General features: G+C 33.0%; 15 protein-coding genes. 2 read left to right on the top strand and 13 right to left on the bottom strand.

Annotated features, from left to right (window positions below):
• Nucleotides 1–13 precede the first annotated feature (13 nt).
• The 9 genes from AC6CH4_RS12745 to AC6CH4_RS12705 all read right to left on the bottom strand — a co-directional run bounded on the left by AC6CH4_RS12745 (nt 14) and on the right by AC6CH4_RS12705 (nt 8,125).
• The gene (locus AC6CH4_RS12745) at nt 14–697 is read right to left on the bottom strand and encodes a conjugal transfer protein TraI (RefSeq protein ID WP_498103452.1); all 684 of its coding nucleotides are present in this window, start codon (nt 695–697) and stop codon (nt 14–16) included.
• 13 nt (nt 698–710) lie between these two features.
• Nucleotides 711–3,179, bottom strand: a complete 2,469-nt coding sequence (locus tag AC6CH4_RS12740; protein WP_498103451.1) for a TraG family conjugative transposon ATPase — start codon at nt 3,177–3,179, stop codon at nt 711–713.
• Between the two features lie 33 nt (nt 3,180–3,212).
• On the bottom strand, nt 3,213–3,527 hold the full coding sequence (locus AC6CH4_RS12735) for a DUF4133 domain-containing protein (RefSeq protein WP_498103450.1): 315 nt from the start codon (nt 3,525–3,527) through the stop codon (nt 3,213–3,215).
• 12 nt (nt 3,528–3,539) lie between these two features.
• Entirely contained in the window at nt 3,540–3,830 is a 291-nt protein-coding gene (locus AC6CH4_RS12730; RefSeq protein ID WP_241676577.1) for a DUF4134 domain-containing protein, read from the bottom strand.
• Between the two features lie 174 nt (nt 3,831–4,004).
• Nucleotides 4,005–4,478 carry a YaeH family protein gene (locus tag AC6CH4_RS12725; RefSeq protein ID WP_498103449.1) on the bottom strand — a complete coding sequence of 158 codons (474 nt, stop codon included), beginning with the start codon at nt 4,476–4,478 and terminating at the stop codon, nt 4,005–4,007.
• A gap of 224 nt (nt 4,479–4,702) precedes the next feature.
• Nucleotides 4,703–4,900 (bottom strand): YqaE/Pmp3 family membrane protein, encoded by a 198-nt coding sequence (locus AC6CH4_RS12720; protein ID WP_498103448.1) that lies wholly within the window; start codon nt 4,898–4,900, stop codon nt 4,703–4,705.
• A gap of 93 nt (nt 4,901–4,993) precedes the next feature.
• Nucleotides 4,994–6,196: a hypothetical protein gene (locus AC6CH4_RS12715; RefSeq protein ID WP_498103447.1), complete on the bottom strand. Its 1,203-nt coding sequence runs from the start codon at nt 6,194–6,196 to the stop codon at nt 4,994–4,996.
• A gap of 38 nt (nt 6,197–6,234) precedes the next feature.
• Nucleotides 6,235–7,122, bottom strand: coding sequence for a helix-turn-helix domain-containing protein (locus tag AC6CH4_RS12710; protein WP_498103446.1), 888 nt, complete (start codon nt 7,120–7,122; stop codon nt 6,235–6,237).
• Nucleotides 7,123–7,426: 304 nt separating this feature from the next.
• Nucleotides 7,427–8,125, bottom strand: coding sequence for a hypothetical protein (locus AC6CH4_RS12705; protein ID WP_498103445.1), 699 nt, complete (start codon nt 8,123–8,125; stop codon nt 7,427–7,429).
• A gap of 348 nt (nt 8,126–8,473) precedes the next feature.
• Between AC6CH4_RS12705 and AC6CH4_RS12700 the strand changes: the two genes are divergently transcribed.
• Together AC6CH4_RS12700 and AC6CH4_RS12695 are read left to right on the top strand one after the other, a co-directional pair.
• Nucleotides 8,474–10,153 carry a helix-turn-helix domain-containing protein gene (locus tag AC6CH4_RS12700; protein ID WP_498103444.1) on the top strand — a complete coding sequence of 560 codons (1,680 nt, stop codon included), beginning with the start codon at nt 8,474–8,476 and terminating at the stop codon, nt 10,151–10,153.
• A gap of 74 nt (nt 10,154–10,227) precedes the next feature.
• Nucleotides 10,228–10,404 (top strand): BF3379 family histone-like protein, encoded by a 177-nt coding sequence (locus tag AC6CH4_RS12695; RefSeq protein ID WP_072974225.1) that lies wholly within the window; start codon nt 10,228–10,230, stop codon nt 10,402–10,404.
• Nucleotides 10,405–10,486: 82 nt separating this feature from the next.
• On the opposite strand, the gene AC6CH4_RS12690 is transcribed toward AC6CH4_RS12695, so the two are convergent.
• From AC6CH4_RS12690 to AC6CH4_RS12675, 4 genes are read right to left on the bottom strand one after another with little or no spacing between them, the layout of a single operon-like run.
• Nucleotides 10,487–11,317, bottom strand: a complete 831-nt coding sequence (locus AC6CH4_RS12690) for a hypothetical protein (RefSeq protein ID WP_498103443.1) — start codon at nt 11,315–11,317, stop codon at nt 10,487–10,489.
• On the bottom strand, nt 11,314–12,918 hold the full coding sequence (locus AC6CH4_RS12685; protein WP_498103442.1) for an AAA family ATPase: 1,605 nt from the start codon (nt 12,916–12,918) through the stop codon (nt 11,314–11,316). Before AC6CH4_RS12685 ends, AC6CH4_RS12690 begins: the two co-directional genes overlap by 4 nt.
• Entirely contained in the window at nt 12,915–14,423 is a 1,509-nt protein-coding gene (locus AC6CH4_RS12680) for a restriction endonuclease subunit S (RefSeq protein WP_498103441.1), read from the bottom strand. The genes AC6CH4_RS12685 and AC6CH4_RS12680 overlap by 4 nt, the downstream gene beginning before the upstream one ends.
• Nucleotides 14,423–15,823, bottom strand: coding sequence for a class I SAM-dependent DNA methyltransferase (locus tag AC6CH4_RS12675; RefSeq protein WP_498103440.1), 1,401 nt, complete (start codon nt 15,821–15,823; stop codon nt 14,423–14,425). The genes AC6CH4_RS12680 and AC6CH4_RS12675 overlap by 1 nt, the downstream gene beginning before the upstream one ends.
• Nucleotides 15,824–15,942 lie beyond the last annotated feature (119 nt).

Here is a 15,942-nt window from a genome sequence, read left to right as displayed (position 1 = left end):
TATTTTCATTGAATTATGGAATTCCGTAAAATTGTTTGACCTGATTTACATCTGCCTCTGTTTTGGCCCTCTGAAGACTCAGCATTACATTCTGCTGATTAAAAAGCGTGAGATCATCATAATTGGCATCAATCTGATCTGCAGCTTCATTAATGATTTCGAGTCTTTTCAGATCGCTCATCTGCGTACTGAAAGAATCAAGTATTAAAAAAATCTGATCCATATTCTTCAAGCTTTCTTCCAAAATACCCGAATAAACACGCTCCATATACTCAATTTCATTGTCTTTAAAATGAGTATCCTGTTTGAATAAATTCCAGGCTCTTTCATATTCCTGCACCAGTTTGGTTTGTTTCTTGGTAATATCTTTTATCCTCTGGTAATAGGTAATAATAGATTTTACTTTGGCCAGTTCTTCATAATAACCTTTATATAGATCTTTCTGCTTTTTAGTCCAGTCCGAAATTTCATCCAGCTTTAACTTAGAGAGTACATTCTCTACCTGCTTCTGGGCATTCTGAAGCCAGATCGTTTTGTTCTGAAGTTTCTGAATTCTAAGGTCAATTGCTTTAATAACTTTTTTGGTGACCGCTTTTACAATTTCTAGTATCGGCAGTGCAGCTGTCTTTTCTGCCGGCCTTGCCGGCGTGCTGATTAGCAATAGACAGATTATACACGTAATTATTTTTGCTCTCATTTTTTCCTTTTAATTAATTTCCATTCCTCATATCGCGGGCCATAGCCGCGATTCCTTTTTTGATGTCGCCTCCGAACTTTTGGGCATAGGCATTCATTTTTACTTTCTCGCTTTCCTCCGTTGTATAGGCCAGATACTCCTCCAGTGAAACTTCTGTTCGGTACACTTTTGAAACCATACTTCCCAGTGAAATAAACACTTCCTTATATTTCTTATCAGGATCGTTCGCTTTATTAACCGATAACACCAATGCCTTTTCTTTTTCGGTCAGCCCCAGCAGTTCCTGTATCTGATCAAACTTGTTCTGATATTTGCTTTGGTCCAGCAGGATTTTACAGTCACTGTTATTGATAATTGCCTGCTTGACAACTGGCGAGGAAATAATATCTTCAACCTCCTGAGTAACTACAATAGCCTCCCCGAAAAATTTTCGCACAGTCTTGAACAAATACTTAATATATTCGGACATCCCTTCTTTGGCAATCGCTTTCCATGCTTCTTCAATCAGGATCATCTTGCGGATGCCTTTGAGCTTTCTCATTTTGCTGATAAAAACCTCCATGATAATGATTGTTACAACAGGAAATAGAATCGGATGATCCTTTATATTATCGAGCTCAAAAACAATAAACCTTTCCTTTAAAAGTTCCAGATTCTCTGTGGCATTTAATAGATAATCAAACTCTCCTCCATTGTAATATGGCCGTAGTACATACAGGAAATTGTTTACATCAAAATCCTTTTCTTTCACCTTATCGCCTTCCAATATCTTTACAAAATCATCTTTCAGGAACTCGTAAAAGCTGTTGAAGCATGGAAAGAGATTGGAGTTCAACTGTAGTTTTTCATAATACAGCTGAAGCGCATTGGATAAAGCTACATACTCGCTTCGATTAAAGGTTTCATCGTCTTTTTTCCAAAGTGCCAGAAGCAGTGTTTTTATGCTTTCTTTTTTCTCGGTATCCAGAGTATCTCCCGCCGATATATAAAAAGGATTAAACCTGATAGGGTTTTTCTCATCGTAAGTGAAATAGTATCCGTTAACCATATCGCAGAGACCTTTATAACTATGACCTACATCCACGAGTACAATATGTGTCCCCTGCTCATAATAGCTTCTGACCATATGATTTGTAAAAAATGATTTACCGCTTCCCGAAGGTCCCAGTATAAATTTATTTCGGTTGGTGCAGATTCCCATTTTTACAGGCTCATCGCTGATATCCACATGAACAGGCTTTCCCGTTAGACGGTCACCGAGTCTTATTCCAGTCGGACTTAAAGATGACCTGTAACCTGTTTCCATATTCAAAAAACATACTGCCTGCTCGGTGAAAGTGTCAAACGTATCATTCATTGGAAAGTCTGCTGCATTGCCCGGCATGCCTGCCCAGAAAATCTGCGGAGCGCCGACCGTTTCCTGCTTGGCTGCCGCATCCATCTGAGCCAATGCTGATGAAACTTTGTTTTTAATATCCTTCATTTCTTCTTTGTCTGTACTCCAAGCCAGGACATTAAAATGTGCCTTAACTGGAAGTCTCTGCTGCGATATCGCTTCGTTCAGAAAATCATTAGTCGCATCTCTGGCAATCATATTCTCTCTACTGTATGCCGATAAAGACTGAAGCCTTAATCTTTTACTTTCAAGTTTTTGAATAGTCTTCTGGGCATCTTCTATAAACAAATATTGATTATAAATATGGTTGCAGGATAATAGCTGTCCCAGAGTGGATGCGAATCCAACACTGAATTTAGTTTTATCAGTGGAATACCTGTCAAAATTGATTCTTGAACCGCACAAGGCCGGCAAATCAGCCGCATCTCCAAGTGTGAAAAGCTGGCAGTGTTTATCGCCGACAGCTAAACCTTCATCAAATTTGATATCCTTAAAAACAAATGAATCTTCCTTCTCTGATAAAAAACAGTACTTTTCAATCAGTCCCAATTTTCTGTTTTGACTTTTAAGTGAATCATTTTTCATTCGGGTAAGCTTGACAAAACCGCCGTCTTCCAAAATTCTTTTAAACTGTCCTGTACAGTCAATAAAATCTTGTAACAATTGTGCTTTTAAAGTTTCTTCCGGCACAATTGAACGTCGCAAAAGATTTGAAAAAAGGGAGCTAGAATTCTTTCTTGCAAGTGGTTTCCTGGTCAGCATAATGTAACAGGAATGATCCAAAAACGGTCTTTCATTAAAAAACCGCTCACTGCTCCGCGTTAAAAAACTGCTGTCATCATTCGTAAAATCAGCTTTGTGACTCTTTTCTAAAAACCAGTCCTGCTTGTGAAAAACACAGAATTTGGGAAGTACTTTTATAGCTTTTATCCAGGACTGATGAAAAGCTTCATACTCCTGATCAGACAAAGTAAAAATCTCAGGCAGCTCAGCCTTAAATACCACTGTTACGTCTCCCTGCTTTGATAAAATACAGTCATGCTCCACTGCCATAATCGGCAGTAAATCTTCCATCCTCTTCTCCATCTCCTCGTCATTTTCAATATTAACGTTCTATAGCTACATCTTTATAAAAATAGCCCTACTGTAAACTTTTATACATTTTGGAACCTGCTTTTTGGCCAACGCCTTCATCATGCCGTATTCTCCGTACTGGTTACTCATTTTGTATATTTTAAAAACAAGAAATGTACCTGCAGTCCCGATAAAACCAACACAGAATAATGAAGGCAGACCAATAATGTACATCACTGCAAAAAGAATCATCAGCGATACAACACCTCCTCCCAAATACCATATGTACTGAGCCTTCAAGCCTTTAAATTCTATACTCTGATTGATTCCTTTGTTGATCTTGTAAACACTGTTACTCATAAGATCTTGTCTTTAAACCCCGAAGAAGGATTTAATTACTGTGGCTACCACAACTAGAAACACACAGCTGCCGAACCAGGCGGCGGCTACTTTACCTGTATCAGGATCTCCCGCATTCCATTTCTGATATACTTTAACCGCTCCTATAAGCCCCAGTATAGCACCAACAGCATACATAAGTTCTGTTCCTGCATCAAAATAACTCCTGACTTTTTGGTTCGCCTCGTTAATTCCGGCCACACCGTCCTGGGCATAAATTCTCGTCTCGTATACTAACATCAATGCAAGAATGCAATATGACATTACTTTTTCTTCGTCTAATTCCTTTAATTTCCACCAACATTTTCTCATCATACATCATTTTTAAAGTTTATATAAATTTTAAAAAGCAGAGGAATATCGCCGTTGCAACTCTATTTCCTGTCACATAAAGCCATACCGCACCAGAGAGAACAGGGATTATTCCTCCGCTAAATTTTAGGAAGTAGTCTCTTCCCACAGAGTATCCGCTTCGGCAAATGTTAAATAGAACTGCGGGTGTTTTTCGCTTTCAGAGACTATTAGATTATTTATGTTTTCACGTAAAGAGGAGATCTTCACGTATGGGTACTCTTCCAATACCATTTTAAGGTAATTTTGAAATTGTTCTTTTGATAAGTTCATTTGAGAGCTTTCTTCTACTACCTGTAGTATACGGGTGGAGAGTTCCTCAGCATCTTCTAAAGTATCAAACGATTCTGAAAAAGCGGAAGACAACGAGTTTTGCCCTCTTCTGTCTTCTAACTCGTTTTTAGAAGTTTTTTTTAATGCAGGAAATTTGAATTTCTTATCTCCCGAGAAAAGTTCCCTTAAATCCTTACTGTAAAATTTTAGTATTAATACCAAATACCAAATCAATAGTAATATACCCACGGCAGCGAAGTAGCTGCCCCATGAAACATTTGTAAACATAGTCATCATCATTTATCATTCAACATTCATCTCATCTATGTAAATCGTTATCTTAAAATTGGATATGATTTATTCTACAAGTCAAAGGAACGATTAAGATCAAACTGCTACAAGTACAACTTTTGTTGTACCCTTTTTGTACCCTTGAAATTTTACAGTAAAAAAAGGCTTACAAAACAATCAATAATTGTTTTGTAAGCCTAAAATTGTATTTTCTAAATATCTTATTTAGTTCTTAAACTTTTTATCAGTTTATTGTTGCGTTTATCTGCACGTGAATTCTGCAGTGAGATTACCGCCCAAATTGCTGCGGGAATCCATCCAATTAATGTAATTTGAAGAATCAAGCAAATAATTGCTGTAAAAATCTTTCCTCTTAATAGAAAAGAAACACACGGAAAAAATATTGCAATTAGTGTCATAATTTATCTTATTTAGTAATATGTCGTGGATAATAAAATTTGTTACTCAAGTGCTAGTTGTTTTTTCTTTTATATTATGTATCATTAACAATCTCAGTACGATTGGATTTTAGTTATAATTTTCTCAAGGATTTCAATAGCTATCTCCTTATCCCTTTCCTCCGCATTGTATGACTTACTTCTAACTGATTGATAAGAAAGATCTTTTTTAAAAGGTGTAGATAAGTGAGGTACAATTGTTTTAAAAACGTGGCTCATCGATTTGGCTCTTAGAATCCTAGATTCATCACTTGCACGAAGTATGAGAGCAATCTGATCGGAGGACAAAATACATTCGATTTTGCTTTGTATTAATTCATCTTTCTCCTTTGTCTGCGATATAGGATCTACAGTATTAACTTCTCCCCACAGTTTCATCCTTTGCTTCAGATAATCAATCTCATTTCTGAACCATACACGAAGAGATTCTTTAATATTCTTTTGGCAGGGATCGAAACTGAATTTTTCACTGGAATGGAATTGATTAAACTCTTTAAATAAATATAATAAATCATTCATCCTGTCCTTTAAACTTTGATGAATCTCTAACCTTGCACTTATCCGGTCACTGAGAGAATGCACATAATCCGAACCATTAAAATTAGCTTCAATAAGCAATTCATCAAAGTCCGTAAAGAAAATATCACTTTCTTTCGAAAAATCAAATTGCTCAATTTTTCGCAGTAGTTCTTTTTGATAAAGCAGATGTCGATAAGTGCTTTTATATCCGATACTTGATTGCAGTACTTCATTTAAGCTGTTTATAACAACATTCAGCATATTTTTATCCGTATCAAAAACTATTTTTTTTGATTTTAGTTTATTGATTTTGAGCTGAAGTTCATTTCGTGATACCATTGTATAAGTCAAGGGTACGCGATGGTCCAGACTTAAGAAGCTTGAAAATCTGGCTTCAATAAATGAAAGAAGTCCATCTAAGCTTGTGATTACAAGATCAGCAATAGCTGCTAGTTCATCATTTTTAAATAGCTGGTTGTTTTTATTCTCAACGATATTGTCCAAGAGAAAAATAAAACTGGAATGATATTTCCTCACTAAAAGTCTAATCTGCCTTTTTTTGCGGATGGCAAAAACTTCATTTTTAATTTGAATTTGGATTTTTCTAGATTCTTTTGAAAGATCTGCGCTTATCAGAGCTAAGTCGTGCTTCGTGATTGAAGTACTATTTATATTTTCAGGTTTTAAGGTTTGTAGTATTAAATTATCTAACCACTCTAAAGGATATATTTTAATCATCGTACTATTGTTTAAATTGACATTTAATGCAATAAAAACTAGCGTGTTTTAAACTTTTCCATTGCATTCGAACGGTACTGAGATGGGGATATTGAAGTGTGCTTTTTAAAGAAAACACTAAAACTGTTAGCCGTTGGAAACTCTAGTTCATCTGCAATATCAACAATTGTTAACTGCAGATCTTCAAGTAAGTTTTCAGCTTCGCTTATAATAGTTTCAATTATCAATTTTTTTACGGTTTTACCGGTCACTTGTTTGACAATTTTGTTCAGATGACCTGTTGTCACGTAAAGAGCGCCAGCATAAAACGGCGAGTTATGTTGTTTTTTATAGTGAATCGCTAAAATCGTAAGAAATCGAATTATTAGGCTTTCTTTTCTTGTAAAATGTTGTGAGGTATCAGAAGTATACTTTGTGTAGATTAGTCGCAGCTCATACAGAAATAGATTGAAACTAATCCGCTGTAATTCGGCATCAACACCATTTTGCTTGGCATCTTTATTTACAAAATAAATAAGTTTATAAATTAGAGAAAGAACTAAAAATTCTTTCTCTTCAAGTGCAATTTTTAATGATGCTTTGCCTATAAAAAAATAAAAAGAATCAACAAGCTTTTTTTGCAGGCCATGTTCAGCAGCATATTCTGAACTGAATGATATTAAATACAATTGCAATTTTCCCTCCACCTCAAGCAATGTGCAAAATGAATCTTTGGGAATAACAAGCAGATCTCTCTGAGACAAATCCTGAATAATTTCTTTAAGCTGAATCCTAAATTTACCGGACTTGATTAGAAGCAGGGAAAAGTTGGAAACAACAAAGGATTCGACTGGTTCACTCTTGACAACATACTTTTTTATAATATGAATGTCCAGACCTGGAATTGGCAGATCCTTTAATTCTATGTTTATTAAATTTTTAATCATCTTTTTGATATTTCAAAACAGTACCTAGACCTTTACTATTTTATTAGTTAGTTTTTACTTTCAAAAGCCCGTTCCATAATAACAAACGCTAAAAAATAAAGATTGGAAAGCGATGTTACGAAAAACAGAAAAGCAAAATCTCGTGGATCAATTATTCTCTTACCGGTAGTGGTAACACAGCCGATTATTTCATCATAGAAAAAAAGATCTATGATGAAATAAAGACTGATAAGATTAAAAATGATCAGAGCAACGTATAAAAAATTTCGTCGTTTCATTTTTTAAATATTAGTTATAATGAAAGTCATTGTTTAACAACAGTGTTGAGAAGCGCAATAATTGTAAGTATAGGGGCTTGATTATTATTGAAAAATATTTTTGCATGTCTGGTTCCTACAGAGGTTTCCCAATCTCTGTCCTTACGTTCAGCCTCCGCATATAAAGCATAACTCGAAATAGTTGAAACAGTTAAAATAGTTTCTTTTTCATCGACCAGTAAAGTTGTATTTGCTATAATTCCAGCGTCAAAAGAAATTATGTAATCTCGAATTGTCACATATTCCTCATCCTGCTCGGCAATTAATGTCTGGACAAAAAGTAAGAGTTCTGATTTACTCGCTGCACTTATGGAACAATTTTCAACTATTTCAAGTAGCATCACAGACGGATTATCCAAAATCGCAGCTATTTCTTCGGTTGTGTATCCTAAATTTGCACTTTTATGATTGTCATTTCTTTTATACTGCTGGGCTAAGAAAGATATCTGACGTCTGATCTCCTCTATTGAATTGGGATTATTATAGAGTTTAGAGTACGATTGAAGTATGTCATAGTATTTTCTTCCTTTAGCATCAAAAGGATTAGCAGGACTCAGTGGAAATACACTATCCTTTGTAATCTCTGCGGAATTTTTATTAAAACTTTCTGTTGGCTCAAAATCGGATTCCGATGAGCATGCGGATAATAGACATACTAATACGCTGCATAATATTAAATTTTTCATGATTTGTTTGTTTGAAATGTGAATGAGAAATTATTCTCAGTTCATTTCACCCGGGTAAGCAGAACTTTTATCTGGCACCTTGCCAAGACATTTTTGCTTTTGAATTCAAAGCAAATCTATTCGCGTAAAAATCCCTGTGCAACACAATGCATATGGATTTATGGAAATTCAACTATGGATTTTCTGAAAATCCACCCCCCTTTTTGTAAATTATTTCCTTGTTTTTCAATAGCTTATGTATCTTTTTTGTTATTTTTATATTAAGCTTTGATTAACAGCTCGGTAGCCTCGAAATTATGGGCAAAAATGGGGCTACCACAGAGTATTTAGTCTCAAACTCCTACTAATATGAATCAAAAACATTTTTATTTAATACTTGTTGTAATATCACAATTCGTTTCCGCTCAGAAAAACAATTTCAAAATTCCCGATTCTTTAAAGAATAAAAACTTCAATTATCTTGATGATAAGATCTACGCCTTAAGGGGCGACAGTTCGAGCGCATCAGTTTATTTATATGCTTATCTAAATAAAGCTAAAAGGGAGAAAAATTGGAAAGAGATAATAAATGGCTATCAAAATATTTTGCACGAATCCCCAGAATCTTTAAAATTAATATATGCCGATAGCATGATTTACGTCGCCAAAAAATCCAAAGCGGATGCGCTGATCGGCTCTTCCTATCTCTCTAAAGGAATTGTTTACTATGGGAAAAAACAGCTGCAGGATGCACTAGACAATTATATTATTGGGAACAATTTCATTTCAAAGACCAATGACAAATACTTAATTTATAAGGTAAAATATAATATTGCTGTAATTAAGTCTTATTTAGGATTTTACGACGAGGCTATATCACTACTGAAAGAATGTATTGTATACTTCAAGGATAATGGAACGAGGCCATATTTAAACTCATTGCATTCACTAGGGCTTTGCTACAATAAAATTGGAGATTACGGGCAATGCTCACAAACTAACACATTGGGCCTTTCGGAAAGTGTAAGATTACAAAATAAAGATATGGTTCCTTATTTTATTCATTCTGAAGGAATTAATCAGTACTTCAGTAATAATTATTCAACGGCAATTACAAACTTGCAGGCATCACTGGAATCTATTATAAAGAATAAAGATTTCGCAAGTGAATCAATTGCAAACTTTTATATAGGAAAAAGCTATTGGAATCAGAAAAAGCACGGAAAAGCACTACCTTACTTTCAAAAAGTAGATCAAATATTTAGAGACAAGGAGTATATTAGACCTGATCTACGCGAGACATATGAACTTCTTATTCAATATTATAAAACAAAAGATAATTTACAGGGCCAGTTATACTCTATCGATCAATTACTGAAAGCAGATGATCTCCTAAATGAAAGCTATAAATATTTGGTTAGTAAAATCCACAAGGAATACAACACTAACGAGTTACTATTTGAAAAGGAGAAGATCCATGCCAAATTCTTAAAAGAAAAACAGCATGTCTATTTTTTTATATGCCTCGCTATAATACTTTTTATAATTTCATTTTTTCTATCATACAGACATCTTAAAAATAGAAGGTTGTATAAGCAGAAGTTTGACGAATTAATGCTACGAATAAATTCTGATAATAAATCCAAACCTAAGATAAAATCCGATAAGAATCAAATAATGGATATAAACCCTGAAACAGCGGCAAGCATGTTAAAACAATTGGAAAAATTCGAGCACACTCAAAAATTTTTGGAAAAGGATTTGACACTTTCAAAACTAGCTGTAAGATTTAATTCTAATCCTAAATACCTATCACTCATTATATCACATTACAGGGATAAATCATTTTCGAAATATATTAATGACTTAAAAATTGATTATTTAGTCAATCTTTTAAAAACAGATAAAAGGTTCAGGAATTATTCAAATTCAGCTTTGGCAGAAGAAGCAGGCTTCACTAGTACTCAGAGATTTGCACATGCTTTTTTATCAAAAACAGAAATTACAGCCACATACTTTATTGAGCAAATCAAAAAAGAAAAAATATAATATTTTGTATAACTCAATTTTTACGTCTGACGTAAAAGTATATTTTTGCAATTTAAATTTAAACAAATTGTATCATGAAAGATCTAGTTGCAAAAATCAACGCAGAAATCGAAACATTTAAAACAGAATCAGACTCACTAATAGAAAAAGGTGTTAAAGCAGCTGGAGCAAGAGCTCGTAAATCAACATTAGAGATCGAGAAACTTTTAAAAGAATTTAGAAAGGTTTCGATTGAAGAATCGAAAAAATAAATTCTACCTTAATTTTAGTTACTTAGTCTTTTACTAACATGAAGGACTAAGTATTTAATGAACCTGTTTACTTTAATTAGAATTATATAGTTAAGATATTACTTAAATTATTTTTATTTAGGCATGCAATTACTACACCTGAAAGAAGTTCTTTATCACTTGCCCATTCTACCAATTGATTTTGTAAAAAATCAATAAGACTATCGTCATGAATTGATCTTTCAGGAATTGAGCAAAGTTCTATTATCTTATCGATATTTCGCTGACAAGCTGCCCATTTTTGGCGCCTTGCGTTCTTTAGAGGTGTATGATTCAAGTGAAAATAATCTGTGGACAATAACACTCTTTCTCTTTCCCAACGAAAAGATTTTGGTACACTCGGGACAACTTTTCCAAAACCATTAAAAGAAATGAGCGCCGCATCAGATTTTTTAGTTGGATCCAGTAGGTATGCTCTTTCATCTATAATTGTTTTTTTAGTCAATGCAGCAACTGTACCTTCCTTTAAGGGAAAAAACATTCCTTTACCTAAAGCAATTTTGTCATCAGTGTGCTTGTCTTTCCTTAATCTATTACTGTAAATACTACTAAATCTATAATTTTCCCAATCATAGGCTAAAAACCAGTAACCATCACGTTGAACATTATCTTTATTCATTGCTCTTTTTTTAGGCCTAAAATGATCAATATCACGATCAGACATTAACTCTTTTGCTTCAGAATACCAACATTTACCATCCAAAGCTCCACTTAGAGCACTAAATAATTTCTTATCTTGCCAAATTGGATTTTTTTCAATATGATCCAATTTTTCTTCTAATGTTAGTAAAGTAGCTATTTCTTTTTGAAGTTTTTCAGCTTTAGTTAACCATTCTTCCGGAATTTCTATTTTGGAAAGATCTATATATCTCATTTATTTCTAGATTTTATGTCTTTCAATACATTTAAAACTAGTTCCTCTTGTTTTTTCTTTTCTTCTACAGTTTTAGTTCTTAGTTTAAAGTTATCTAATTTGACTATCGCTTTTAAAAATTCATCATATAAAGGATCAATTGACTTTTGATATAATCCGATACCATCTAAATATTCATTTATTTTTAATAGATCACTCTCTTCTTTTTTAGTCAGGCCCTTATGGTTTTTCTTGGCTATCAAATCTATTTGTTTCTCCATATCTCTTGCAATGTCAGGCGCTAATGAAGTAGGTAAATTAAAAAATTCGCTCGTCAGTACCCCTTCAACTCCCATTCCCTTTGGATCAAATTCTGGAGAAATAGCGACAAAACTTTTTTGATCAGATGTTTGATGAAAAATCCTTACTTCTTCTTTCGTTAAACTTCCAATAACTAATGGATCATGAGTAGTCATTATTACCTGACTACTAGAGTCTCTGTCAACAACATTTTCCATTAAATCAATATATGACCATTTCCATAAAGGATTCAAATGTGTGTCGGGTTCGTCTAAAAGAAAAAGGGTATCGGATTCCTTTGTAAACCTCATTAGACCTAAAACTGTTAATAATTGTTGCTCTCCTTCGCTCAATTCTTTGAATGTTATATGCCCCTTAACTTTTTCCTTTCTAACTTTTACACGTACTTCATGAATTAAATCGGATATATATGTACTTTCGAGCATTTTAAAAAAATTAGCATTGCTGCCATACTTTTGCGCTAAACCTTCAAGTTTTTCTTGATTAGATATATAAAAATAAAAATGCTCTTGTTCTGGATTTTTATGAAAATCCTCTCTAACTTTTTCGCTAAATGGAATCGGCGCCAATGATGCATCCCATAAATCGTTGAGAAAATCCTTAACTACTCCACGAGCGTACCAAAATTTCTGATCACCACCATCAATCGGTTTTCCTTTGTACCAATAAGGATTTTTAAGCACAAAAAGAATTGATTCTAAACCTAAAATATTTAAATATTCTTTTAAAAAAGTTTGGATCTTTTTTTCAGGAAATCCATAAAATGCCATTAACACAAAGTGGCTGTGAATATGACGCGCGTAAAATAAGGGACGCATAGGATCATCTTGCCCATCTAATAAATCTTTTAGAAATCTTCGCTGATGGATGTCAAAATGTTCTTCTAGTCGATTACTTATACCAGAATAATAACTAAATACATGCCTTGGCAAATATTTCTGCCTGTCATTATAAAATGTAGATTTTGTTACCTTGGCATTATTTACATAAAATGTAAATCCACTTTTTTGCTTTGCAATAAATCGCTCTTTTCTATCGATGTCTTCAGTGATAAATTCTCTATTGCCAATTATTCTGATTTCAAAATCTGTACATTTATAACTAATGTCAAAATCAAAATCAGCAAACGTCTTATCGTTAAGATCTAAATCTCTAAAAATAATTACTAAAGCTTCTAAAAAATTTGATTTTCCTGCTGCATTTTGTCCTATCAAAACGGTATGCATCTTTGATCGATCAAATTCTATCGAAAATTTATTTAAATTTTTAAATCCGTCAATCAATACTGAATTTATTCTCATAACAAAATTTCTAAATATCCTTTTTCTGCACTTTCCTTCACCGTCTTCTTTACCTCTATCAAAATTTTTATATGTTCGTAAAATGAATCAATGTTGTTAGAAAACTTTGATAACTGCCACAAACTAACAGCTGACATTTTCCCATTACTTTTCAACAAATCTTCTAAATCTTTACTTTCATCATTGACTTCTTCTTTCAATGTATCTAACAATTGCTGATAAATTCTTTCTTCAACTTCCTTATTCATAATTGAATTATTTGGTATTACGTTTTCAGTTTTCCATATTGTGCTTAATTCGGTCTTAAATAAAAGATCAATATTTTTCAATTGACTCATTATATTTCCAATCAACTCATCACAGTTACTAAAAACAGAATTAATTTTATCGACGATTAATTTTTGCTCCTGAATCGGAGGTAATAAAAGATCACAGCTTGTTATATTGGGAAGCTTAATATTTGGCTGACCTCCACCGCTATATGCTAAAGCTCTAAAGTATTCCTTTTTAGATCTTAAAAAATATTCGATAAAATTTGTATTAAAATGAGCACTAGGTTTAATCCCAACCAAACTATCTGGAAAACACATTTCATAGTTTAAAATTCCAGTATTTCCAATTGTTGCACCTACAATTGCAATTGCGATTGTGTTTTTAGGAAACAATTTACTTACAGTTAGTCCTAGCTCATTAAGGGTTTGATTATGCCTCATAATATAACCTCCATCTGTCGGTAGATCACCTATCTGAATATAGGGAATACTTCCATTAAAAAATTTTGGATCATTTCTTGGCCTTGCGGAAAAACGTCCGCGTTCACAATGAACGTAGTCTCCCAATTTAACTTTCTTCCACTCAATAGGAATTTCATCTAAATTAGAGAAATCATTTTTGCCTTTTATACCCTGAGATTTCTTAAGTCTATATTCTGTAGTATGAATTCCGTCTAAAGATTCATTTAAAAAAGAAGACTTAATATTTTTTAATAATCCTATTTGTTTATTTAGTTCTATTTTTAAATGAATCGAATCAATTTCAAAAGTTTTTACTGCATCTAAAATTTTCCTTTGATCTTCTTTTGGCGGAAGTGAAATTTTAAGATTAAACAATTGCGAAGGATTTATTCTTTTAGAGCCTACGCCTTTAGCAAGTGAAGAAAGCCTAATAAAAAAATCACCCTGCTTAAAAAAATACAAAATCCATTCAGGAAAACATCTGTCATCAATATCAAATGCTGGTAAATCTGAACTAGACTCATATCCATCCAATTCTAAAGGAATAATTCCAAAAGCTCCTTTATGTAAATTTTGTTTTCCATAAATAAATTGTCCAGATTTTCTAATAAAATATTTTGTGGCACCTTTCTTCTCGTTTAAACTTGGTCTTTTTTCTATACCTCCAAGATTTAGTTTTACCCTAATTCTATTTGATGAATCTGGCTTAGTTGATTCAATCTTTGATTCAGTTAATAAATCACCTAAGCTTACCACCTGCCATTGTTCCATTAAAAATCAAGTTTTAGAGAAGTTAATAAATCTTGACTTTTTAGTAATGATTTTTCTAACCGATCTCTCAATTCTGAGCTTGAAAGTACTTGTTCGTCACTGTAATATGGGCTTGAAATATCAAGATTAAAATTACGTTTCCTAATATCAGCTATTGGAACTTTCCAAGCGTAATCTGTCTCTTGTCGATTGTTCCACCATTTATTTTCTAGATCAAATTCTTCAATTTTTATAGGTCTGGACTTACTATATGATTTTTGACCACTTGGAAATGGGTGTTCAAAATACCAAATATTTTCTGTAGGTTGTCCTTTCTGAAAAAATAATAAATTTGTTTTCACTGAAGTATATGGACTAAAAACTCCTTTAGGTAATCTAACAATCGTATGCAAATTACACTCTGTTAAAAGTTTTTCCTTGATTCTAAGCCTAACTCCTTCACCAAAAAGAAAATTATCAGGTAAAACCACAGCAGCACGACCGTTCTTCTTTAGTAATCGTATTATTAAAACAATGAATAAATCAGCAGTTTCTTTTGTCCGATATTCTAATGGAAAATTCTTTTCAGTCCCATCCTCTTCAATTCCACCAAAAGGTGGGTTTGACAAAACTACATCTACCTCATCCTTTATTAACCAATCTTCATAGTTTCTTGCTAAAAAATTATCTCTAATAATAGCAGGCTCATTAAAACCATGAAGCATTAAATTTGTCATACATAATAAATGTGGTAAAGGCTTTTTTTCAACGCCCAATATTTTAGCCTGATCAACAATATTTTCTGATTTTGATGATAGTATATTATTTATTGCTGAAGTTAAAAAACCACCGGTGCCACAAGCAGGATCCAAAATTTTATCTGCTGACATTGGGTTAACACAATCTACCATAAACTGAGTAATTGCTCTTGGTGTGTAATATTCACCTGATGAGCCTGCACTTTGTAATTCTTTCAAAATACTCTCATAGATTTCATTAAATATATGATGGTCTTCTGATTTTTTAAAATCAATCTTATCAATTTCATTTATAATCTGTCTTACAAGTCCACCATTTTTCATAAAATTATATGTGTCTTCAAAAACAGATTTTACTACTTTCGCTTGAGCACTTTTAGAAGAATCAAGCTTTTTGAACGTAGGAAAAAGATCATCATTAATAAATATAATCAACTCCTGTCCATCCAAATTTTTATCTTGAGCCCAACTTGCCCATTTATATTTATCTGGAATAGGACTTGTATAATTTTTAACGTTGTCTTTCCATTCGTCTTCTTTGTCAGAAAATATCTTCAAAAAAAGCATCCATACTAATTGAGAAATCCTTTGTGCATCGCCATCTACACCACTATCTTTACGCATTATATCGCGTATCGACTTTACAATATTGGTAATATTCATCTGAAAAAAATTAATAAGCCTCTTTAATATTATTTGTTGAACGTAAATTAACATCTTTTAACCGTCTTCTTAATTAATTGTTGATGTAAAAATGAAGCTATTTACTAAAGATATTATTA

It is taken from the genome of Flavobacterium sp. GQ95, assembly GCF_059758655.1.
This window is presented reverse-complemented; position numbering and strand designations above follow the sequence as displayed.